This window comes from Streptomyces sp. NPDC030296 (genome assembly GCF_055572815.1).
Genome location: NZ_JBVICQ010000010.1, coordinates 1 through 22,407 on the forward strand (window position 1 = coordinate 1; position 22,407 = coordinate 22,407).

Consider the following 22,407-nt stretch of genomic DNA (forward strand, 5'->3'; position numbering starts at 1 on the left):
GCCGGCGCCACCGTCTTCCTCGCCTCCGACGCCGCCGCCTACATCCACGGCACCACCCTGCCCGTCGACGGCGGATGGCTCGGCCGATGACCGGCACCGACCTCGCGGGCGTGCTCGACGGCTGCCGCATCCTTCCGGTGCTGACCGTGCCCGACCCCGGCACGGCCGCCCCGCTCGCCGACGCGCTCGCCGCGGGCGGCGCGCGGTGCGCGGAGGTCACCTTCCGCACGCCGGACGCCGCGCAGGTCCTGAAGACCATGGCCGCGCACGGTGGCCTGGTCGTCGGTGCCGGGACCGTGCTCACCGCCGAGCAGGCGGAACGGGCGGTGGCGGCGGGCGCACGCTTCGTCGTCTCCCCCGGCTACGACGGGGACGTCGTCGCGCGCTGCCGCGAGCTGGGGGTGCCCGTCGTGCCGGGCATCGCCACCGCGACCGAGCTGATGCGCGCCCTCGCGGCGGGCCTCGACACCGTCAAGCTCTTCCCCGCGGAGCCGCTCGGCGGAGGCGCACTGCTGCGGGCGCTGGCCGCACCCTTCGCCAGGGCGCGTTTCGTGCCGACCGGCGGCATCGGCCTCGACCGGATGCCCGGCTATCTCGCCCATCCGGCGGTCCTCGCCGTCGGCGGCAGTTGGATGGCCACGCCGGGCCATCTGGAGCGCGGCGACTTCGCCGGGATCCGCCGACTGACCGCCGAGGCCGTGGAGAGGAGTGCCCGGTGATCGACGTGCTGGCCCTGGGTGAGGTGATGCTCCGCTTCGACCCTGGTGAGGGGCGCATCCGCACCACCCGCACCTTCCAGGTGTGGGAGGGCGGCGGCGAGTACAACGTCGTACGCGGACTGCGCCGCTGCTTCGGACTGCGTACGGCCGTCGTCACCGCCCTCGCCGACAACGCGGTGGGCCGGCTCGTCGAGGACCTGATCCTCCAGGGCGGCGTCGACACCTCGCTGATCCGCTGGGTGCCCGACGACGGCATCGGCCGCACCGCCCGCAACGGCCTGAACTTCGTCGAGCGCGGCTACGGCATCCGCGGCGCCCTCGGCGTCAGCGACCGCGCGCACACCGCCGTCTCCCAGCTGCGCAAGGGCGACATCGACTGGGACACGCTGTTCGCGCCCGGGACCCGCTGGTTCCACACCGGGGGCATCTTCGCCGGCCTGTCCGACACCACCGTCGACGTCGCCGACGAGGCCATGGCCGCCGCCCGCCGCCACGGCGTCACCGTCTCCTACGACCCCAACTACCGCCCGAGCCTCTGGGCCGGCCGAGGCGGTGCCGACCGGGCCCGCGAGGTCGACCTGCGGCTCGCCCGGCACGCCGACGTCGTAGTGGGCGCCCTCGGCCTGGCCGGACCGTATCCGGGAGCGGTGCGGGTCGGCCGGGACGAGGTGCCCGACGCGCTCGCCGAGGTCGCCGGCCTGCTGCCGTCGGCGCGGGTGCTGGCGACGACGCTGCGCGCGGTGCCGTCTGCGGGCGTGAACGACTGGTCCTCGGCGGCCTGGTCGCCGTCGGACGGTTTCCTCGCGGGCCCCGACCTCCCCGGACTGCAGGTCCTGGACCGCATCGGCTCCGGCGACGCGTTCGCCGCCGGTCTCATCCACGGGCTGCTCACCGGTACCGGCCTCAAGCGCGCCCTCGCCTACGGCACGGCGCACGGGGCGCTCGCCATGACCACACCGGGCGACGTCTCCATGGCGTCGCTCGCGGAGGTCGAGGCGCTCGTGGCCGGTGGCTCGGCCGCCGTCCGGCGCTGACCGGCGCCCCGTCCCCTCCGCAACCCCGCCCCAGGAGCACGTCGTGCGCAACCGCAAGATCGCGAACACCTCCGTCGAGGTCACCGAGCTGGGCTTCGGTGCCTCCGTCATCGGCAACCTCTACCGGGTCACGCCGGTCCAGGACGCGGCGGCCGCCGTCGAGACCGCCCTGGACGCGGGCCTCCGCTACTTCGACACCGCGCCCCACTACGGGCTCGGACTGTCCGAGCGGCGCCTGGGCGCCGCTCTGCGGGACCTGCCCCGCGAGCGGTACGTCGTCTCCTCCAAGGTCGGCCGCCTCCTCGTGCCCAACGAGCGGCCGCGGGGTGTCGACACCGAGGGGTTCGTCGTCCGGGACGACCTGCGCCGCGAGTGGGACTTCAGCCGCGACGGCGTCCTGCGCTCCATCGACGCCACCCTGGAGCGGACCGGCCTCGACCGGCTCGACATCGTCTACCTCCACGACCCCGACGACCACTGGCGCCAGGCCGCCGAGGAGGCCATGCCCGCCCTCGCCGACCTGCGCGACCAGGGAGTCGTCGGAGCGATCGGCGCCGGTATGAACCAGTCGGCCATGCTCGCCCGCTTCCTGCGCGAGACCGCCGCCGACGTGGTGATGCTCGCCGGCCGCTACACGCTCCTCGACCAGTCCGCCCTCGACGACGTCCTGCCCGCCGCCGTCGACCACGGCAGGAGCGTGGTCGCCGTCGGCGTGTTCAACTCGGGTCTGCTGTCACGGGACCGCCCGGCCCCCGGCATGAAGTACGACTACGCGGACGCCCCGCCGCACCTCGTCGACCGGGCGCGGGAGATCGCCGAGGTCTGTGAACGCCACGGGACGACCCTGCCCGCCGCAGCGATCGCCTTCCCCTTCAGCCATCCCAGTATCATCAACGTCACCCTGGGAATGAGGAACGAGCAGCAGGTCAGGCGGAATGTGGACCTGTACCGTCGGGGGGTGCCCGAAGACCTCTGGGACGACCTTCGTACCAGGGGGCTGATCAGACCGGACGTACCCACGCGGAACAGCGCGGAGCACACTCCGGAGACGGAAGGGGTGGGCGTTGTCTCTGACGGACCGGGCCATTGAGCAGATCCGCGAGCTGATCCGCACCGGCGCGCTGCCGCCGGGCTCCAAGCTCCCGCCGGAACCTGAGCTGGCCGCGCAGCTGGGCCTGTCGCGCAACCTGGCGCGCGAGGCCGTCAAGGCGCTCGCCGTCGCCCGTGTCCTGGAGGTGCGGCGGGGCGACGGCACCTATGTGACCAGCCTCCAGCCCAGCCTGCTGCTCGAAGGTCTCGGTGGCGCGGTGGAGCTGCTGCAGGGCGACACGGTGGCGTTGCTGGACCTGATGGAAGTGCGCCGGCTCCTCGAACCGGTCGCCACCTCCCTCGCCGCCACCCGGATCACCGACGAGCAACTGGCGGAGGTGAAGCGGCATCTGGACGCCATGCGCGGGGCGCGCGACGACGTCGAGCAGCTGAACGCGCACGACGCCGCGTTCCACCGTGCCGTCGTCACGGCCACGGGCAACGAGACGCTGCTCACCCTGCTGGAGGGCATCTCGGGCCGTACGCTGCGCGCCCGTATCTGGCGCGGCCTGGTGGACGACCAGGCCTCGGGGCGCACCCTCGCGGAGCACGAGGCGATCTTCGACGCCCTGTCGTCGCGTGACGCCGTCCTCAGTCACGCCGCCGCGCTGATGCATGTGAACCACACCGAGCAGTGGCTGCGCGACCACCTCAGGAACGCCGACTCCCTGGAGGACGGCCCGCAGGCGCCTCCCGTCCACCACTGACGCTGTCGGACCCTCGGGGGCGCACCGTCGGCACTCAGGGTCGCACCGTCCGCTCCTCGAACGCCGCGTGGGCCGACTCCGGGTCCGCCGTGGTCAGCCCGTCGACGACCACTCGATAATCGAACAGTTTCCGGCCAAAGACTTGATATGCCCCTGACATAAGCGGCTCACGTCTGTCACTCTGTGCCCACTCCGTCTCACGACGGAGCACGCGCACCCGCAACGCAGCTCTCCCTGCACCACCCGGCGCCCCATCCGTGCACCGGGTCCTTCGTACGGCCGTTCGTCCAACGTCGGCCGCAGCAAAGGAGTTCGCGTGAGATCCACCCCCCACAGACGTACCACGGCCATGGCCACGCTCGTCGTCGCGGCAGCGATGCTCGCGGTGGCGGTACCGGGCGGCTCGGCCAGCGCCCGCGGTGACGGCGGCGAAGGCACCGCCCGTCCCGTGGCCGCCAAGCCCGACCGCGGGTCCCTGCCCGCGAAGCTGAGCCCCGCTCAGCGCGAGACCCTCATCCGCAAGGCCGAGAAGGCCACGGACAGCACCGCCGACCGCCTCGACCTGGGCGGCAAGGAGGAGCTGCGGGTCCGTGACGTCGTCAAGGACGCCGACGGCACCCTGCACACCCGCTACGAGCGCACCTACGCCGGACTTCCCGTCCTCGGCGGCGACCTCGTCGTCCACGCCTCGAAGTCCGGCGCGGTCGAGAGCGTCACCCGCTCCTACAAGCCGCGGCTGAAGGTGTCGGACCTCAGCGCCGCGGTCAGCAGGGCCACGGCGGAGAAGCAGGCGCTCAAGGCGGCCAAGGACGAGGGCTCGGCCAAGACCGAGGCGGACAGCGTCCGCAAGGTCGTCTGGGCCGCGAAGGGCACGCCCACCCTCGCCTACGAGACCGTCGTCAGCGGGTTCCAGCACGACGACACCCCGAGCGAGCTGCACGTCATCACCGACGCGCAGACCGGCAAGAAGCTGTTCGAGTACGAGGGTGTGCACACCGGCACGGGCAACACCCGCTACAGCGGCACGGTCACCCTCGGCACGAGCCAGTCCGGCTCGTCGTACTCGCTGACCGACGCCGACCGGGGCAACCACCGCACGTACAACCTCAACCGCGGCTCGTCCGGCACCGGCACCCTGTTCAGCGGCTCCGACGACATCTGGGGCGACGGGACCACCGGCAACCTGGAGACGGCCGGCGCGGACGCCCACTACGGCGCGGCGCTGACCTGGGACTACTACAAGAACGTGCACGGCAGGAACGGGCTGCGCAACGACGGTGTCGCCCCGTACAGCCGCGTGCACTACGGCAACAACTACGTCAACGCGTTCTGGCAGGACGCCTGCTTCTGCATGACGTACGGCGACGGGTCGGGCAACGCCAACCCGCTCACCTCGATCGACGTGGCCGCGCACGAGATGACGCACGGTCTCACCTCGGTCACCGCCAACCTCAACTACAGCGGTGAGTCCGGCGGGTTGAACGAGGCGACCTCCGACATCTTCGCCGCCGCCGTCGAGTTCGCCGCCGGCAACCCCGAGGACGTCGGGGACTACCTGGTCGGCGAGAAGATCAACATCAACGGCAACGGCACGCCGCTGCGGTACATGGACAAGCCCAGCAAGGACGGCGCCTCGCGCGACTACTGGTCCTCCTCGCTCGGCTCCATCGACGTCCACTACTCCTCCGGTCCGGCCAACCACTGGTTCTACCTGGCCTCCGAGGGCAGCGGCGCCAAGGTCGTCAACGGGGTCTCCTACGACTCCCCGACGTTCGACAACCTGCCGGTGACGCCGATAGGCCGCGAGGCCGCCGAGAAGATCTGGTTCCGGGCGCTGACCACGTACATGACGTCCACGACCAACTACGCGGGTGCCCGCACCGCCACCCTGCAGGCCGCCGCCGACCTGTACGGGCTCGGCTCGGTGACCTACAACAACACCGCCAACGCCTGGGCCGCGATCAACGTCGGTGCCCGGATCCTCGACGGTGTGACCGTCGTCCCGCCGGCGGCCCAGTACTCCCTGGTCGGTCAGGCCGTCACGCTGGACGTCCAGGCGTCCTCCACCAACCCCGGCGCCCTGTCGTACGCGGCGACCGGTCTGCCGGACGGGCTGTCCATCGACGCCTCCACGGGCCGGATCTCGGGTACGCCGACCACGGCCGGCAACTCGACGCCGACCATCACGGTGACGGACGCCGCCGGGGAGACCGGTACGGCGAGCTTCGCCTGGCGGGTGGACGAGGAGGGCAACCAGTCGGTCTTCGAGAACACCGCCGACTACCAGATCCCCGACAACTCCACCGTCGAGTCACCGATCAACGTCAACCGGGCGGGGGCCGCGTCCAACCCGCTCACCGTGGACGTGAACATCGTCCACACCTGGCGCGGTGACCTGGTCATCGACCTCGTCGCCCCGGACGGCACGGCGTACCGGCTGAAGAACTCCGCGTCCTCCGACTCGGCGGACAACGTGGTCGAGACGTACACGGTGGACGCGTCCGCGGAGACCGCCGCGGGCACCTGGAAGCTGCGCGTCCAGGACGTGGCGAGCCTCGACACCGGTTACATCAACAGCTGGAAGCTGACCTTCTGACAGAGCGACACCTCGCTCTGCGACAGACCGGTCAGGCGGTCGGTCCCTGCTTCACTGGGGCCGGCCGCTCCGCCGTCTCCCCCTCCGCGTCGATGTGCGGCAGCACGCGGTCCAGCCACCGCGGGGTCCACCAGGCGTGGCTGCCGAGCAGGGTCATCACCGCGGGGACCATCAGCAGGCGGACCACCGTCGCGTCGATCAGGACGCTCACGGCGAGGCCGAGGCCGAGCATCTTCACCACGATGTTGTCGCTCACGATGAACGCGGCGAACACGCTGACCATGATGAGCGCGGCACAGGTGATGACGCGCGCGGTGATCTCCAGGGCGTGGGCGACGGAGGCGCGGGCGTCCCCGGTGCGCTGCCAGGCCTCGTGGACACGGGAGAGGAGGAAGATCTCGTAGTCCATGCTGAGGCCGAAGATGATGGCGAACATCATCATCGGGACGTAGCTCTCGATGGGGACCTTGCCGTTGACGCCGAGTGCCGGGCCGCCCCAGCCCCACTGGAAGACGGCGACGACCACCCCGTACGAGGCGCCGATGGACAGGACGTTGAGGACCGCGGCCTTCAGCGCGACGAGCGGACCGCGGAAGACGGCGAGGATGATCAGGAAGGCGAGGGCGACGACCACGGCGATGATGACGGCCAGCCGACTCGCCACGATGTCGCGGAAGTCGACCTGGGACGCGGTGGTGCCGGTGACATAGCCCTCGGCCTTGGTACCGGAGACCGCGCCGGGCAGGGTGTCGTCGACGAGGCGGTTCACCAGGTCCGTGGTGTCGGCGTTCTGCGGGGACTGAGTGGAGTAGACCGTGCCGACCAGGACGTCCCCGTCCTGTGTGGGGGTCAGCGGGGTGACCGCGTACGCGCCCTTCACGTCGTCGAGGTCCTTCTGCACGGTGCTCTGCAGGGACTGCCGGTCGGAGGACGGGACGGACGTCTGGTCGACGACGATCGTGAGGGGCCCGTTGGAGCCGGGCCCGAAGGCGTCCGTCATCAGGTCGTAGGCGCGCCGGTCGGTGAAGGAGGTGGGGTCGGCGCCGTCACCGATGTGGCCGAGCTGCATGGAGAAGACGGGGATCGCGAGGATCGCCACGGTCACCACACCGGCCGACAGGAACCACCACGGGTGGTGCTCCACGCGCTGCGCGTAGCGGTGCCAGGTCCCGGTGATCTCCTCGCCCTCCTGGACGCCGGTCTCCGCGACGGGACGGCGCACGTGGTAGCGGTCGATGCGTCGGCCGATGAGACCGAGCAGGGCCGGGAGCAGGGTGAGGGCTCCGGCGATCGCGGAGACGACGGTCGTCGCGGCGGCGAGCCCCAGCTTGCCGATGAAGCTCACCCCGGACGCGTACAGCCCGCCGAGGGCGACGATCACCGTGCAGCCGGAGACGAGGACGGCGTGCCCGCTGGTTGAGGCGGCCCGGCCGGCGGCCCGCACCGGGTCGGCGCCGTCCATGAGGGCCTGCCGGTGACGGGTGATCAGGAACAGGGCGTAGTCGATACCGACGCCGATACCGATCATGGTGGCCAGGGTCGGGGAGACGGTGGCGAAGGCGAACGCGGCGGCCAGCAGACCGAGGCAGGCCAGACCGCCGATCACGCTGAGCAGCGCGGTCACCAGGGGCAGACCGGCCGCGATGACACTGCCGAAGCCGATCAGCAGGACGACGATCGCCACTCCGAAGCCGATGAGTTCGCTGACCCGGTCGTCGGCGGCGGGCCGGGCCAGCTCGCCGAGCGGACCGCCGTACTCGACCTCGGCGCCCGCCGACCGCAGCGGCTGCACCGCGTCGTCGACGCCGTGGAGGTAGCTGTCCTGGAGGGTGGACGGCTGTACGTCGAAGCGGATGGTGATGTACGCGGTCTTCTGGTCGGAGGACAGCGGGCCGACGTTCGGCTGCTTCGACTGGTCGGACTGGCTGGACTGGCCGGACTGGTCCGACGACTGGGAGGAGGCCGTGGTGAGCGGGTTCTGCGCCGACAGCACGTGTGACAGCTTCTGCAGGTCGTCGACCGTCTCGGACATCTGGGAGCCGAGCTGGGTCAGCGGCTTGTCCTTGTCGTGGACGACGATCTGGCTGCTGTAGCCGCCGACCTGCGGATCGTGTGCCTTCAGGACGTCCAGGCCCTTCTGGGACTGCACGCCGGGCAGGGTGAAGTTGTCCGAGTAGTCGCCGCCGAACGAGCGGTTGAGGACCTGGAGAGCCGCCAGCACCACCAGCCAGGTGACGATCACGATCACGAAGTGCCGGGCGCACCATTCGCCGAGTGCGCGCAGCCCTCCGGTGCCGCTCCTGCCGCCGCCCTTGCCGCGGGAACGCCGTGCGCTCATCTTTCTCCCTGGGGACGATCTCCGACCCTCATTAGACGGTCCTCACGGCACCCCGGCATCTCCTGCGCCGCCGGTCCCCCGGATGGCGGCACCGGCTTGACGGGCGGACGATGGGGAGGTGGGACGGAACGGAAGGAGCCGCCATGCTGGAGATCAAGACGGTCGAGAAGCCGGACGAACGCCGGGACTTCCCGCGGGGGCACCTCGAAGCCGTCCACCTCACGGGGCTCGACTTCGCCGTGGGTGTCTTCGAACCGGGATGGCGCTGGTCGGAGTCGGTCGCACCGATCGCGGGCACGGACAGCTGCGAGGTCCACCACAACGGCTACATCGCGCAGGGGCGCATGCACATCCGCATGGACGACGGCGGTGAGGGCGAGCTGGGACCGGGCGATGTCTTCGTGTGTCCGCCGGGCCACGACGCGTGGGTCGTCGGCGACGAGCAGTGCGTCGTCTACGACTTCGCCGGGCAGATGGCCAAGGACTACGCCAAGGCCGCCGGTGACTGAACCGGGTGAGGGTGAGAGGGAAGGAGGCGGGGGCGTTCGCGCCCCCGCCTCCGCCGTGCTCCGCCGTTCGCGCTACACCCCGTCGATCTCCTTGAGGTTCTCCAGCGTCGCGGTGGTGTCGGTCTTGAGCCAGTCGGTGACCTCCGCCACCTCCGGAAGACTGGCCGCGTCGTCGTCGTAGGACGACGCGTACGCGCTCCAGCTCATCTCGTACGTCACCCAGCCGTCGCGCACCGCGAGCGTGGCGGAGCGGCTGCCGCTGTCGCCCCCGGAGGTGGTGTCCTCCGTGACCAGGTACGCCTCGTCGCCGAAGCCGCTGATCTTCTCCACCTCGTAGTCGTCGTAGCGCTGGTCGTACTCGGCCCAGCGGGCGGTGAACTCGGGGCCGGGGTCGGTCTTCTTGTGCAGTTCCAGTTCCACGGAGAAGTAGGCGTCGGAGAGGGTGGAGGTCGAGGACTTCTTCAGGGAGAGGCTGCAGTAGCTCTGGTCGAGGGCCTCGTGCTCCAGGGACTGGTTCACGGGGCTCGAGTCCTCCTCCGGGTACTCGTCGTCGAACGAGGAGTGCTCCACCTCCCGGCAGAGCTCGGACTTGGCCTCGTAACCGCGCAGGTCAGCCTCGTCGTCGCGGCCGAGGAGGAAGACGCCTCCGGCCCACGCGGCGGAGGCCAGCACCGCGCCCAGCACGGCCCAGAGCACGGCGCGTCCGGCGCCGCCCGATCCGGGGACGGCGGGGGCCGTGGGGTAGCCGGCGGGCGGGTAGCCGCCGGGCTGCGGCTGCCCGTAGGGGTTGTGCTGCGTGGGCAGGGAGGCGGCCGGGGGGCCGAATCCGGCGGGCGACTGGGGGTTGGGGTACGGGTAGGCGCTCGGCGACGCCGGGAGCTGGGCCTGGGTCGGCGTCTGCGGCTGAGCGGCCGGCTGGGGCTGCGCGGGGTGCGTGGGACCGGGCTGCCCGGGCGAGCCGGGCGGGGTCGCGGACGGCTGGTCCTGCGGCTGGGGCTGGGCCGGGGCACCCTCGGGACGTTCGGTCATCGGCTTCTCCTCATTTCGGGGGTAGGGGGTGCTCCGGACGGGGGCGCCGGGCGTCGTCCTGGGGCGGTTGTCCGGGCCCGGTGCTTTCATGGGAATCATGACCAGCGCGAGTGTCGTCGTGGAGCGGCGTGTCGCCGCCTCCCAGGGGCGGGTGTGGGAGGCCCTGACGGACCTCGCCCGCATGGAGCGGATGCTGAGCGGCGTCGTCAGGGTGGAGGTCCTCACCGGCGGGGTGTTCGGGGTGGGCACGCGGTGGCGGGAGACCCGCCGCATGTTCGGCAAGAACGCCACCGAGGAGATGGGCGTGACCGTGAGCGAACCGCCCGAGCGCTATGTGGTGGAGGCCGAGTCCCATGGTTCCCACTACGTCTCCGAATGGGAGCTGCGGCCCGACGGCCCCGCGTCGACGACCATCCGGATGACGTTCACGGCGGTGCCGACCGGTGCCCTCTCCGGTCTGCTGGCCAAGGTGCTCGGCGGGGTCGGTGCCCGTGCGGTGCGCAGGGCCGTCGCGAAGGACCTCGACGACGTGGCCGGGTGGCTGGAGGGCCGCAGGGGCTGAGTCCGCCCCTGCCGGCCGTCCGGTCCGCCGCCCGACCGCGCTCGTCGTCTCACGAGTTGATGCCGAGACCCGTGGTCACGTAGGCGCACTCGGTGTAGATGTAGCCGGACTGCAGCTTGGCGGTGTCCGAGGCGGGGCTGGAGGAGGTGCCGCCCTTCGGCTTGTGCAGGAAGTACGTGGTGCCGACCGGGAGGGTGATCGTGCGCTGCGGGTACTTCTTGCCGCCGCTGCACGGCTTGAAGTTGCGGTCGAGGGTGCGGCTCCAGTCGTAGCTGGTGCAGCCGCCGCAGCCCTTCAGGGTGAAGGTGCCGGTGACCGGGCCGGTGTACATGACCTGGATCTCGTCGGGGCTGTCGTTCTTGACCGTGACGGTGATGCTGCCGCCCGTACGGGTCGTGGGCAGCTTCTTGCCCGCCGCCGGCACCTCCTGCGCGATCTCGGCGGCGATCGCGATCTTCTTCGCTCGGGGTGCGTTCTTGTGCTTCTTGTTGGCCTTGACGAAGTCGTTCATCGAGGTCACCGCGTCGGCGAACTCGCCGTCCTCGTACTGGGACACGCCGCAGGTGTAGACGCCGGTGGAGGCGGACCGGTCGGCGCGGGCGGCGTCGTCGGCGAGGGCCTTGTCGATGCCCGCCTTCTCGCCGGGCAGGCCCTTGACCTGGAGGCTGAGGGACTCCAGCTGCTGCACGGCGTTGCACGGGTCGTCGCCGCCGACGGCCTTGATCGCCTTGTCGACGGCCCTCTTGACGTCGGGCTCGACCTTCGCCGCCTGCTCGGAGTCGGGGAACTCGTTCAGCAGGTCGCGGAAGTGGTCGGTCCAGTCGCCCGTGCCGCTCGCGAGGGTGCCGGAGGCGCACTCGTACAGGGACGTCGCGAGCCGGTCATCGGGCCAGGTGGCCAGCGAGCCGACGTCCTTCTTGCTCAGGGTCTGCGGGACCGTGCGCAGGTACTCGAGCGGGGCGATCGCGTCGCAGTACTCCTGCTCCTCGTAGGGCGCGCCGACCGTCGTGTAGAACGTCTTCAGCCGGTCCGGGACCTTCTCGGCCGCCCGCGAGTCGGGGTGGTCGGTGCTGAGGTCGTCGTAGGCGCTCAGGGCCCTGCGGTACTCGGACTGGGTGGTGCTGAAGGACTCGCCGGAGGCCTTGCGCACGAGGTCGTCGGCGGTGTCGAGGCGGTCCAGGAGCATCTGCTCGGTGGCCTCGTCCCGCGCGCTCTCGTACAGCAGGGAGCCGGCGACGGGGACACCGAGGAGCAGGACGCCGAGCGCGATCGCGAGCGGGGACCGCGCGGGCCACACCAGCCGGTTGCGCAGGCCGACCATGGCGCCGTGGACGGCGGTGAGGACGACGAACAGGCCGTAGACGACGAGGGTCGTGCCGGACACGCCGTCGGGGTCGGCCGGCAGCACCGTGAAGAGCAGGATGCCGGTGGCCACCCAGCACAGCAGCGTCAGCAGGGGCCGGCGCACGAGGGCGTAACCGAGGCCGAGACCACTGAGGTTCAGCAGCCCCACACCGATGGCGCGCCAGGGGTCGGCCGGGCCGGGCGGCGGCGCGGACGGCATCGGTGGCACCACATAGCTGTGGCTCCAGCCGTCCTGGTCTCTCGTTCCGTATGGCCCGTACTGGTCTCCGGACATGTCGGATCCCCCCGTCAACTACACCCGCATGCCTACGAATTGTCAGTGTACGGCTGAAACCAGATGGCGCGACAGCCGATTCCGGTCGCTCGGCGAAGATCGATGACCTTTCGTGACCACCGGCGGGCAACGCTCCGGGGTGATCGCCCGTCGCGACCCCGTCAGCCCGGTGGCCTGCCGGAGGGTTCCGGGAGCGGGCCGCCGAGCGGAGTCGCCACGGGGTCGGGCACCTGGCCGGGGGCCCCGTGGACGACGGCCACGGTCGCCGCCGCGCAGGTCAGAAGGGCGCCGCAGGACATGAGGGCCCGCATGGGGCCGGGACCGCGGCTGCATGGCTGCCGCCGCCCGTGTCGCCCGGCGGCGGCCGCCGGGCCCACCCCTCCGCCCGACTTGGGGACTGTGTCCGGATGGCGGAGGGGTGGCGGTACGTCAGCGGCTCCGCGGCTTCAGCGGATCGCTCCGCGCCGCACACGGCGCAGCAGGACGACACCGCAGAGCGCGAGGACACCACCGAGTGCGGCCGGCCACATCTCGGCACCGGTGTCGGCGAGGTCGCCCGCGGCCGACTGGGAGCCCGTGGATCCCTCGGAACTCTGGGAGCCGGCCTGGCCCGCGCCCGCCGCCGAGGGGATGTTCCCGGCCGGGGTCTGGTCGGCGGCCCCGTCGTCCTTGCCGTCGTCCTTGCCGTCGTCCCCGCTCTGCCCGGCGTCCTGCCCGGCGTCCTTGTCACGCCCGCGCTGGGTCGCCTTGGGCGAGGCGAAGGTCTTGGGCGTGTCGGCCTTGTCCGTGGGCTCGCCCGCGTCCCCGTCCTCGCCCTGGTTCTGACCCTCCTGCCCCTTGCCCTGCCCCTTGTCCTGGCCCTGGTTCTGGTCCTGGTTATGGCCGTCCTGGTCGCCCGGCCGCTCCTGGCCCTGGTTCTGGTCCTGGTTATGGCCGTCCTGGTCGCCCGGCCGCTCCTGGCCCTGGTCCTGGTCCTGGTCCTGGCCGTCCTGGTCGCCCGGCTGCTCCTGACCCTGGTCCTGGCCACCGTCCTGGTTCTGGTCGCCGCCGTCGCCCTGGTCACCGCCAGGCTGCTCCTGATCCTGACCCTGGTCACCGCCAGGCTGCTCCTGATCCTGACCCTGGTCACCGCCGCCATTGCCCTGGTCGCCGCCGAGGTCCGCCGCGTCGCACTCGCGGCCCTCGTTGATGCAGTCGACCATCTCGCGCATCAGGCCCTCGTCGAAGACGTTGATGAAGTCGCCGTGGTCGGTGATCGGCTTGTGGACCTGCTCGGGGAAGGAGTCCACCGCGAACAGCGGGGTCGTACGGCCGCCGTCCTGGAGGCTCGGCGCGTCGACGTCGTAGACGATGCGCTGGACGAGCTGCGGAATGGCCCGGAAACCACCGGGGCAGCTGCCGTCGGCGGCGGCGAAGGCCACGTGCGTGCGGTGGTTGGCGCTGTCGATGTTGCGGCCGTCCCAGCAGCTCTGGAACTTGAAGGTGCGCACGACGTCGCTGCCGTCGGGGCAGAGCGGGTACTTGTCCTTCAGCTGCCGGTCCTCGAACCCGGTGCAGCTCCACGAGGCGTTGGCGTTGGCCGGGCCGTTGACGAACGCCTTGGCGTCACCGGTGATGATGCGCAGCAGCCGCGGCATCTCGGCGACCTCGCCCCGCGGGCTGCCCACGAAGGTCATGGTGACCTGCTTGGGGGTCACGATCTCACCGGCGTTGCCCTCGATGCCGCCGCCGGGCGAGTTGGCGTCCTGCTCGACGGTGCCGTTCTGCAGACGCAGCACCGGCCAGAAGTAGGACGACTTGTCGTCCTGGTTCTCGCAGCTGGTCTCGGCGGCCGCGAGTTCCTCGTCGCTGGCGAAGGCGTTGTTGGCCTGGTTGCCGACGTAGTCGTGGAAGTGGTGGGCGCCGTTGCTGACGCCGGGGGCGACGATGACGTTGTCCGAGTTGAACACACCGTTCGCGTTCACCCCGCAGGCGGTGGTGAAGGAGCCGCGGGAGGCGTTCTGCCCCTGGACCCGGCCCTGGTCGCCCGGCTGCACGGAGGTGATGTCGGCGAAGTCCGCGGCCACCGGACCGTTGCCGGCCTGACCACCGTTGCCCTGCTGACCCTGCTGACCCTGCTGTCCCTGCTGACCGTCCTGACCCTGCTGGTCGTCCTGGTCCTGGCCGGCGCCGTCGCCGTTCTGGTCGCCCCCGTTGTCGTTGCCGGTCTCACGCAACGTGCACGAGGCGAGCGAGTCGAGCCCCTCGGGGCGGTCACCGACGCGGTCGAGGGCGATCGCGATGCGCTCGATCGTCGCGGCCCGCTTCTCCTTCAGCGGGTTCATGATGGCGTTCTCCGCGAACCCGCCGTCCTGCTGCTGGGCCTGCGCGGAGTTCTGCAGCCGCTGGTAGGCCTCGGCTATCTGCCGGTCGAGCGCGGCGAGTTCGTTGTCCACCTCCCCCCGCGCACCCTCGGGCACGTCGGTCAGCTCACTGCCGACATCCGGGCAGTCGATCGTCGCGGCAGCGGAGTTGGCCCACTGGCCGGACTCCTCGCCACCGCCGTCCTCGGTGGCCGACGCGTAGACGTTCGCGGCCACGAGCCCGCCTCCGCCCAAGATCAGCGCGATCGCGGCGGAGGTCGCGCGCCGTGCTCCTGTCGGGCGTCTGCGCCTTGTGGTGCGTCCCACGGTGACTCCTACAACGTCGTGGTCGGTCCGGGCATATAAAACCCCGGCCTTATACGGAGCCGGAGGCCAGGGTGTTCAAGCGACTCACGGATTCACAGGAAACTCATGGGAATCGGCGTGGCGGAGGCGTTCGGGGCCCCATGGGGCGCCTTCCCGGCCGTACGGGCGGCGGCACCTCCTGTCACAGTGCGTGACCCCCTCTCGCCTCCGGGCGCGGGGCAGTGTAGACATGGGCACATGGTCCGTCTCCTGGGTCGATCCCGTGCTCAGTCGACCCGCCGCCCCCATGGTCAGCGCGAGCAGGGCCGGGACGACGGCGCCCGGCGCGTACCGCACGGATCCGCCGCCGACGGGCAGGGACCCCGCTGGCGGCCTCTCGCGGGGCTGCGGTCGGCGCTGAGCGGGCGCAGTGTCGCCGGGCAGGTGTTCCTGCTGCAGGTCGTGATCGTGCTGGTGCTGGTCGTGTCGGCCGTGGTGGCGCTGGTCCTCCAGGTACGGCACGACAGCACCAAGGAAGCCAAGAACCGTTCGCTCGCCGTCGCCGAGACGTTCGCCAACGCCCCGGGCACCCGGGAGGCGCTGAGTTCCGGCGATCCGACGGCGGTGCTCCAGCCGAGGGCGGAGGCCGCCCGGATCCAGTCCGGGGTGGACTTCATCGTCGTGATGAACACCGACGGGATCCGCTACACCCATCCGAAGCCGGACCGTATCGGCAAGCAGTTCGTCGGCACCCTGGAACCGGCGCTGGACGGCGATTCCTTCACGGAGGAGATCACGGGGACCCTCGGGCCGCTCGTCCAGGCCGTCGTGCCGGTCAAGGACCCGGACGGGAAGGTCGTGGGCCTGGTCTCGGCCGGGATCACCACGGAGAAGGTGGGCGGGGTCGCCGAGCAGCAGCTGCCGCTCGTGCTGGCCGCCGCGGCCGCCGCGCTCGCCCTCGCCACGGCGGGCACGGCGCTGGTCAGCAAGCGGCTGCTGCGGCAGACCCATGGCCTCGGCCCCTCCGAGATGACCCGCATGTACGAGCACCACGACGCCGTGCTGCACGCCGTGCGGGAGGGCGTCATGATCGTCGGCGACGGGGGCCGGCTGCTCCTCGCCAACGACGAGGCGCACCGCCTGCTGGGACTGCCGGAGAACGCGGAGGGGCAGGACGTCTCGGCCCTGGGCCTGGAGGCGCCCATGGCGGATCTGCTGGCCTCGGGTCGGATCGCCAACGACGAGGTGCATCTGGTGGGCGACCGGCTGCTCGCGGTCAACCAGCGGCCCACCGATCTCCAGGGCGGGCCGACGGGCAGTGTCGCCACGCTCCGGGACTCCACCGAGCTGCGCGCCCTGTCGGGCCGGGCGGAGTCCGCGCGGGGCCGACTGAAGCTGCTGTACGACGCCGGGGTGGGCGTCGGCACCAGCCTGGACGTGACCCGTACCGCCGAGGAGCTGGCCGAGGTGGCCGTCCCCCGGTTCGCGGACTTCGTGACGGTGGACCTGGCCCCCGAGGCCCTCAGTGGTGAGGAACCGGAGACGGTCACCACCCTGCGGCGCACGGCGCTCAGCGGGATCCGCAAGGACGCGCCCCTGTACAAGGTGGGAGAGAAGATCGACCTGGTCGCGTCCTCCCCGCAGGCCCTCAGCATCCAGAGCGGCCGATCGATCCTGGAGGCCGACCTCAGCAGGTCGCCCGGCTGGCAGGCACAGGACCTGGAGCGGTCGGCGCAGGTCGTCGAGTACGGCATCCACTCGCTGATCACCGTGCCGCTGCGCGTGGGCCACCTGGTGATGGGCGTCGCCAACTTCTGGCGCTCGCAGAAGCCGGAGCCGTTCGACCAGGAGGAGCTGGCCCTCGCCGAGGAGCTCGTCGCCCGGGCGGCGGTCTCGATCGACAACGCGCGGCGCTACACCCGCGAACACACCATGGCCGTGACGTTGCAGCGGAGCCTATTGCCGCGCAGCCTGCCCGAGCAGAGCGCGCTGGAGGTCGCCTACCGGTATCTGCCCGCGCAGGCCGGGGTGGGCGGCGACTGGTTCGACGTGCTGCCGCTGTCGGGCAGCCGGGTCGCGGTCGTCGTCGGTGACGTCGTCGGGCACGGGCTGCACGCGGCGGCCACGATGGGGCGGCTGCGGACCGCCGTGCACAACTTCTCCGCGCTGGACCTGCCGCCCGACGAAATCCTCGGGCTGCTCGACGAGATGGTCAGCCGCATCGACCAGGACGAGGCGGAGGACGGCTCGGCCCCGATCACCGGCGCCACCTGTCTGTACGCGATCTACGACCCGGTGTCGCGGTGCTGCACCGTCGCCCGGGCCGGTCACCCGCCGCTCGCGGTGGCCCGGCCCGACGGCCGCGTCGAATTCCCGGACGTACCGGCCGGTCCCCCGCTCGGGCTCGGCGGTCTGCCGTTCGAGACGGCCGAGCTGGACCTCGCCGAGGGCAGCCGGCTGGTGCTGTACACCGACGGGCTGGTCGAGGACCGGGGCCGGGACATCGACGACGGCCTGGAGCTGCTGCGCACCGCGCTGACCGGCGCCGACACCTCCCCGCAGGGCACGTGCCGGGCCGTGCTCGACGCGCTGCCGCCCAGCCGGGCGAGCGACGACATCGCGCTGATCGTCGCCCGGACGCGGGCACTGGACACCGGCCGGGTCGTCGAGTGGGAGGTGCCCGCCGAGCCGGCGGCCGTCGGCCGGTGCCGCGCGGACGCCACGCGGAAGCTCGCCGAATGGGGGCTGGACGACCTGGTGTTCACCACGGAGCTGATCCTCAGCGAACTGGTCACCAACGCCATCCGGTACGGCAGCGGCCCCATCCGCGTCCGGCTGATCCACGACCGCAACCTGATCTGCGAGGTCACGGACGGCAGTCACACCTCCCCGCACCTGCGGTACGCGGCGACGACCGACGAGGGCGGACGCGGCCTCTATCTGATCGCCCAGCTCACCCAGCGCTGGGGCACCCGCTACTCCCCCACCGGCAAGACCATCTGGACCGAGCAGGCACTGCCCTGAACGCTCCGGAGCACCGGCCTGAACGCTCCGGGGCACCGGGCGGTCGGGGGCACGGATCACATCGCGTCGAGGAGAGACAACGGCATGCGTATCGGACTGCTCGGAACAGGCCCGTGGGCGGAGATGGCGTACGCCCCCGCGCTGAGCGCGCACACGGAGCTGGACTTCGCCGGGGTGTGGGGCCGGCGCCCCGAGGCGGCCAAGGCGCTCGCCGACCGGCACGGCGCGCTGCCGGTGTACGAGGACGTGGACGCGCTGTTCGCCGATGTGGACGCGGTCGCCGTCGCCCTGCCGCCATCGGTCCAGGCGCCGCTGGCGGTGCGGGCCGCGCGGGCGGGCTGTCATCTGCTGCTCGACAAGCCGCTCGCCACGGACGTCGCCGAGGGGCGGGCCGTCGTCGAGGCCGTCGAGCGGGCCCAGGTGGCCTCGGTGGTCTTCTTCACCGCCCGCTTCCAGACCGCGATCGAGGCGTGGATCACCGAACAGGCCGGTATCGGCGGCTGGTTCACGGGCCGCGCGGAGTGGCTGGGCTCGCTGTTCGACGGCGACAGCGACAGCCCGTTCGCGGCGTCGCCGTGGCGGCGGGAGAAGGGCGCCCTGTGGGACGTGGGCCCGCACGCCCTGTCGGTGCTGCTGCCCGTGCTCGGGGACGTGGAGGAGGTCACCGCCGTGCGCGGGACGAAGGACACGGTCCATCTCGTCCTCGCCCACACCGGTGGGGCTTCGAGCACGGTGACGCTCAGTCTGTCCGCGCCACCCGCGGCGTCGGGGGCGACCGCCGAGTTCCGGGGCCGGGCCGGGACGACCGTCCTGCCGCCGTCGGACGAGGGGGGTGTCGTACCGGCTCTGGTGCGGGCCGGTGACGCCCTGCTGGCCGCGGCGCGTGGCGGCCGGCCGCATCCGTGCGACGCGGCGTTCGGTCTGCGGGTGACGGAGGTACTGGCCGCCGCCGAGGGGCGGTTGGCCCCCTGAGGGAACCTCACCTGAGGGAGCCTCACTCACCGACCGCGTTCGGGTTTATGTTCGACGACTTCCGGTCATCGTCCGGGGGCGGGCGTCTCGGGCACACCTTCGCCTGGCGCGTTTCGGTGAGGAGGTGCTCGGTGAGCACGGACGGAACCGTCACCGTGACCCTGCGGGACAGGGCGGCGACAGCACAGCGGGATCAGGACGCGCGCACGGTCATGCGGCTGCGCCTGGGGGTCGGGATCATCGGTGTCCTGCTGCCCCTGGCGCTGCCGCTCGGCAACGCGATCGCCGCGCTGCTCGACGGCCGTACCGGGGACGACGTGTGGCCCGGTTCGATGAGCGGCGCGTACCACACGAGTACCCGGGACGTCTTCGTCGGCAGTCTCTGCGCCCTCGGAACCTTCCTGATCATCTACCGCTTCAACCGGATGAACGATGTGATGGGGACGGTCGCCGGGTGCTGCGCACTCGGTGTCGCCCTCTTCCCGACGGCACCCGGTTCCGGAGCGGACTCCGGACAGCTGACGGTCTCGGTGTTCCATCTGGTGTTCGCCGTCGGGCTGTTGACCTCGATGGCCGGGTTCTGCCTGCTGATGTACTGGGCGCCCGGCATCAAGGACCGGTCGTACGTCCGGCGGCCCTATCTGGTGGCCGGTGTGCTGATCCTCCTCTTCATGGCGTTCGCGGGCGTGGCGGCCGCCACCGGGGTCGGCGAAGACTGGCCGGTCACGCCCCTCTACCTGTGCGAGTGGCTGTCGGTGTGGTCCTTCGGCTTCGCGTGGACGGGGGCGGCGCTGTCCCTCGCCGAGGACATCGGCCGGCTGTCGAGGACGAGGGCCGTGGTCGGTGCCGTACTGCGGTGGCTGCGGTCGCTCGGCGGCCTGCTGGGCCGGAGGCCGTCGCCGTCCCGTCCGGCCCTCTGAGCCCGGCCGCATGTGTGGCGGGCCTCGCCGCCCGGGGTGCGGACGGCGAGGTGCTGTGTCAGACGCGGGCGCCGGTGAGGAAGCGGTCCAGCGTGGCGGTCAGTTCGGCCGGCTTCTCGACGGGGAGCTCGTGGCCGGCGTCCAGGATGCGCACCTCGGCGTCCGGGTAGGCCTTCGCCATGCGCAGCATCTGGGAGACGGGCAGCTGGATGTCGTGGTAGCCGTGGACGAGGAGGGTGGGGACGCGGATCTCGCCGAGCCGGTCCAGGACGTCGAAGGCGCGCATGGCGCCGTACAGGGTCATGACGACCTCGCGCGGGGTCGCCGAGGATGCGCGGATGTACTCGCGGATCTCCTCGCGCGGGTAGCCGGGGGCGAAGGCGCGCTGGATGTTGGCGGCCACGAACAGCTTGAACGGCACCCTCGTCGAGACGGCCATGAGCAGGCCCCGGCCGCGGCTGTAGGTCATCCTGCTGATGGAGTTGACCAGCACCAGGCGCTCCACGCGGTCGGGATGGGCGAGGGCGATGGTCTGGGAGATCATTCCGCCCATGGAGTGGCCGACGAGGACGAACCGCTCGACGTCCAGGTGGTCGAGGAGCGCGAGGACGTCGTCGGCGAGTTCCGCGATGGTACGCACCCCGGCGCCGGTGCTGTCGCCGTGCCCGCGCAGGTCGAGCCGGATCACCCGGCGCTTCTCGGAGAAGTGGGCGAGCTGGTGGTCCCAGCGGTGGCGGTTCGCCGTCCAGCCGTGGATGAACACCAGGGGCACCCCCTCGCCGTCGCGGGGGCCCTCGTCGTCGTACGTCAGGCTCGCTCCGGCGACTTCGAGCTGCGGCATGGTGCCTCCTGGATGCGCTCCGGTTACTGCCCGGTACGGTAACCGGAGGTGCGGCCCTTCGTCACCGTCGTTCGCGGGGGAATTCCGAGGTCCGGGGTTCACCGCCGCCATCCGGCCGCCGACCGCCGTGACCGGCCGCCGGTAAATCCCGGGCCCCGGGGTTGGTGGCCCTGCCGGCTTCCCCCGGCGTTCTCCCTCCACGACCGCGCACCCTTCACCCGCCCGCGCGACGCCCGGCGTGTCCTCAGCGCCGGCGCGGCGGCGGTTTCGACGTCTACGCCGGTCCGCCGCCGACCCTCGCCCCGCGCTCGGCGGGCAAGGAGGTCCACCTCGCCACCCTCTCGTTCGCCGATCTCTTCGGCCTCGACCTGGACGTCCGGGTGGAGCAGGACGTCGCCGCCATCGGGCCCGACACCGCCTCCCGCGCGACTACTTGGCGACTTCGGGGACGTCCGCTTCACCGCGCGGACCCTTGACAGCGAACTGTTCGCCGATCCGCTGACGGCCCTGTACTTCTGTGTGGACGCGACTTCTGTGTGGACGCGGTCGGCCTCGGCCGCCGCAACCCGTATCTCGACCGGCTGGGGAAGACCGTCCTCACCCGGCAGATCGGCTCCGTCGTCGAGCGGTTCCGGGACGAACCGCCCCGGCAGCGCCGACCGCGTGCCTTCCCGCACTGAACAGGGGGAACGGATGACACACTGGCCGCATGGAAGAACGCGCATTCGGTAGGTCGGGTCAGCACGCGTCCGTGGTCGGGCTCGGTACATGGCAGCTGGGCGCCGACTGGGGAGACGTCGACGACAAGGAGGCCCTGTCGGTCCTGGAGGCCGCGGCCGAGGCGGGGGTGACCTTCTTCGACACCGCCGACGTCTACGGCGACGGGCGCAGCGAGCAGACCATCGCCACGTTCCTGCGCAGCCGGCAGGACCTCCATGTGTTCGTCGCGACGAAGATGGGCCGTCGTGTCGACCAGATCCCCGAGAACTACGTCCTCGACAACTTCCGGGCCTGGAACGACCGCTCCCGCCGCAACCTCGGCGTGGACCGTCTCGACCTGGTGCAGCTGCACTGCCCGCCCACGCCGGTCTACTCCTCCGACGAGGTGTTCGACGCGCTCGACACCCTCGTGGAGGAGGAGCGCGTCGCCGCGTACGGCGTGAGCGTGGAGACCTGCGCGGAGGCGCTGACGGCGATCGCCCGGCCGAACGTGGCGAGCGTGCAGATCATCCTCAACCCGTTCCGGATGAAGCCGCTCCTGGAGGTCCTCCCGGCCGCCGAGAAGGCGGGCGTCGCCATCATCGCCCGGGTGCCGCTGGCCTCGGGGCTGCTGTCGGGCAAGTACACCAAGGACACGGTCTTCGCGGAGAACGACCACCGCACCTACAACCGGCACGGCGAGTCCTTCGACCAGGGCGAGACCTTCTCCGGCGTCGACTACGAGACGGGCGTCGAGGCCGCGGTGGAGTTCGCCGGGCTGGCGCCCGAGGGATTCACCCCGGCCCAGCTGGCGCTGCGCTGGATCATCCAACTGCCGGGGGTCACCACCGTGATCCCGGGCGCCCGCACGCCCGAGCAGGCGCGGGCCAACGCGGCCGCCGCCGCGCTGCCGGCGCTCTCGGACGAGACGCTCACCGCGATCCGGGACCTGTACGACCGGCGGATCAAGGACCAGGTCGAGGGCCGCTGGTAGGTCCGACCGCGCGGCGCCGCGGGACAGTCACCCCGCGGGACAGTCACGCAGGCAGACGCCCGGGAGGCGGCGCTCTCGCCGCCTCCC

At 71.7% G+C, this 22,407-nt stretch carries 18 protein-coding genes; 13 read left to right on the forward strand and 5 right to left on the reverse strand.

All coding sequences use genetic code 11. The annotated features are described in order from the left end of the window. From ACZ4Z3_RS27315 to ACZ4Z3_RS27340, 6 genes are all read left to right on the forward strand, one after another. Window positions 1-90 (forward strand): SDR family oxidoreductase (locus ACZ4Z3_RS27315; RefSeq protein ID WP_319667028.1); only part of this gene is annotated, 90 nt, incomplete at its 5' end. Further along, complete coding sequence (locus tag ACZ4Z3_RS27320; RefSeq protein WP_468503494.1) at window positions 87-719, forward strand: bifunctional 4-hydroxy-2-oxoglutarate aldolase/2-dehydro-3-deoxy-phosphogluconate aldolase; 633 nt, start codon at window positions 87-89, stop codon at window positions 717-719. The genes ACZ4Z3_RS27315 and ACZ4Z3_RS27320, both read left to right, overlap by 4 nt. Beyond that, window positions 716-1,753: a PfkB family carbohydrate kinase gene (locus ACZ4Z3_RS27325; protein ID WP_468503495.1), complete on the forward strand. Its 1,038-nt coding sequence runs from the start codon at window positions 716-718 to the stop codon at window positions 1,751-1,753. Before ACZ4Z3_RS27320 ends, ACZ4Z3_RS27325 begins: the two co-directional genes overlap by 4 nt. 43 nt (window positions 1,754-1,796) lie before the next feature. Further along, entirely contained in the window at window positions 1,797-2,843 is a 1,047-nt protein-coding gene (locus tag ACZ4Z3_RS27330; RefSeq protein WP_468503496.1) for an aldo/keto reductase, read from the forward strand. Next, window positions 2,818-3,549 carry a FadR/GntR family transcriptional regulator gene (locus tag ACZ4Z3_RS27335; protein WP_468503497.1) on the forward strand — a complete coding sequence of 244 codons (732 nt, stop codon included), beginning with the start codon at window positions 2,818-2,820 and terminating at the stop codon, window positions 3,547-3,549. Before ACZ4Z3_RS27330 ends, ACZ4Z3_RS27335 begins: the two co-directional genes overlap by 26 nt. A 316-nt stretch (window positions 3,550-3,865) precedes the next feature. Further along, the gene (locus ACZ4Z3_RS27340; protein WP_468503498.1) at window positions 3,866-6,145 is read left to right on the forward strand and encodes a M4 family metallopeptidase; all 2,280 of its coding nucleotides are present in this window, start codon (window positions 3,866-3,868) and stop codon (window positions 6,143-6,145) included. Between the two features lie 31 nt (window positions 6,146-6,176). On the opposite strand, the gene ACZ4Z3_RS27345 is transcribed toward ACZ4Z3_RS27340, so the two are convergent. After that, the gene (locus tag ACZ4Z3_RS27345) at window positions 6,177-8,483 is read right to left on the reverse strand and encodes an MMPL family transporter (RefSeq protein ID WP_468503499.1); all 2,307 of its coding nucleotides are present in this window, start codon (window positions 8,481-8,483) and stop codon (window positions 6,177-6,179) included. Window positions 8,484-8,626: 143 nt separating this feature from the next. Here ACZ4Z3_RS27345 and ACZ4Z3_RS27350 point away from each other — a divergent pair, with 143 nt between their 5' ends. Further along, window positions 8,627-8,992 carry a cupin domain-containing protein gene (locus ACZ4Z3_RS27350; RefSeq protein ID WP_055541631.1) on the forward strand — a complete coding sequence of 122 codons (366 nt, stop codon included), beginning with the start codon at window positions 8,627-8,629 and terminating at the stop codon, window positions 8,990-8,992. Window positions 8,993-9,064: 72 nt separating this feature from the next. On the opposite strand, the gene ACZ4Z3_RS27355 is transcribed toward ACZ4Z3_RS27350, so the two are convergent. Beyond that, window positions 9,065-10,021, reverse strand: coding sequence for a hypothetical protein (locus ACZ4Z3_RS27355; protein ID WP_468503500.1), 957 nt, complete (start codon window positions 10,019-10,021; stop codon window positions 9,065-9,067). Between the two features lie 97 nt (window positions 10,022-10,118). Between ACZ4Z3_RS27355 and ACZ4Z3_RS27360 the strand changes: the two genes are divergently transcribed. Then, complete coding sequence (locus ACZ4Z3_RS27360) at window positions 10,119-10,583, forward strand: SRPBCC family protein (protein WP_468503501.1); 465 nt, start codon at window positions 10,119-10,121, stop codon at window positions 10,581-10,583. Window positions 10,584-10,632: 49 nt separating this feature from the next. Here the strand turns inward: ACZ4Z3_RS27360 and ACZ4Z3_RS27365 are convergent, their stop codons facing one another. Both ACZ4Z3_RS27365 and ACZ4Z3_RS27370 read right to left on the reverse strand, forming a co-directional pair. Beyond that, on the reverse strand, window positions 10,633-12,222 hold the full coding sequence (locus ACZ4Z3_RS27365; protein ID WP_468503502.1) for a hypothetical protein: 1,590 nt from the start codon (window positions 12,220-12,222) through the stop codon (window positions 10,633-10,635). A gap of 446 nt (window positions 12,223-12,668) precedes the next feature. After that, a complete protein-coding gene (locus ACZ4Z3_RS27370; RefSeq protein WP_468503503.1) occupies window positions 12,669-14,891 on the reverse strand; it encodes a DUF1996 domain-containing protein in 2,223 nt (740 codons plus the stop codon). Between the two features lie 237 nt (window positions 14,892-15,128). Here ACZ4Z3_RS27370 and ACZ4Z3_RS27375 point away from each other — a divergent pair, with 237 nt between their 5' ends. From ACZ4Z3_RS27375 to ACZ4Z3_RS27385, 3 genes are all read left to right on the forward strand, one after another. Then, on the forward strand, window positions 15,129-17,894 hold the full coding sequence (locus ACZ4Z3_RS27375) for a SpoIIE family protein phosphatase (protein WP_468503504.1): 2,766 nt from the start codon (window positions 15,129-15,131) through the stop codon (window positions 17,892-17,894). An 84-nt stretch (window positions 17,895-17,978) separates the two neighbouring features. Further along, the gene (locus ACZ4Z3_RS27380) at window positions 17,979-18,866 is read left to right on the forward strand and encodes a Gfo/Idh/MocA family protein (protein ID WP_468503505.1); all 888 of its coding nucleotides are present in this window, start codon (window positions 17,979-17,981) and stop codon (window positions 18,864-18,866) included. A gap of 131 nt (window positions 18,867-18,997) precedes the next feature. Then, entirely contained in the window at window positions 18,998-19,786 is a 789-nt protein-coding gene (locus tag ACZ4Z3_RS27385; protein ID WP_468503506.1) for a hypothetical protein, read from the forward strand. A 58-nt stretch (window positions 19,787-19,844) separates the two neighbouring features. Here ACZ4Z3_RS27385 and ACZ4Z3_RS27390 read toward each other — a convergent pair whose 3' ends face one another. Then, window positions 19,845-20,627 carry an alpha/beta fold hydrolase gene (locus ACZ4Z3_RS27390; protein WP_468503507.1) on the reverse strand — a complete coding sequence of 261 codons (783 nt, stop codon included), beginning with the start codon at window positions 20,625-20,627 and terminating at the stop codon, window positions 19,845-19,847. 536 nt (window positions 20,628-21,163) lie between these two features. Between ACZ4Z3_RS27390 and ACZ4Z3_RS27395 the strand changes: the two genes are divergently transcribed. Both ACZ4Z3_RS27395 and ACZ4Z3_RS27400 read left to right on the forward strand, forming a co-directional pair. Further along, entirely contained in the window at window positions 21,164-21,307 is a 144-nt protein-coding gene (locus ACZ4Z3_RS27395) for a hypothetical protein (protein ID WP_468503508.1), read from the forward strand. Between the two features lie 29 nt (window positions 21,308-21,336). After that, window positions 21,337-22,320, forward strand: coding sequence for an aldo/keto reductase (locus tag ACZ4Z3_RS27400; RefSeq protein ID WP_468503509.1), 984 nt, complete (start codon window positions 21,337-21,339; stop codon window positions 22,318-22,320). The last annotated feature ends 87 nt before the right edge of the window (window positions 22,321-22,407 follow it).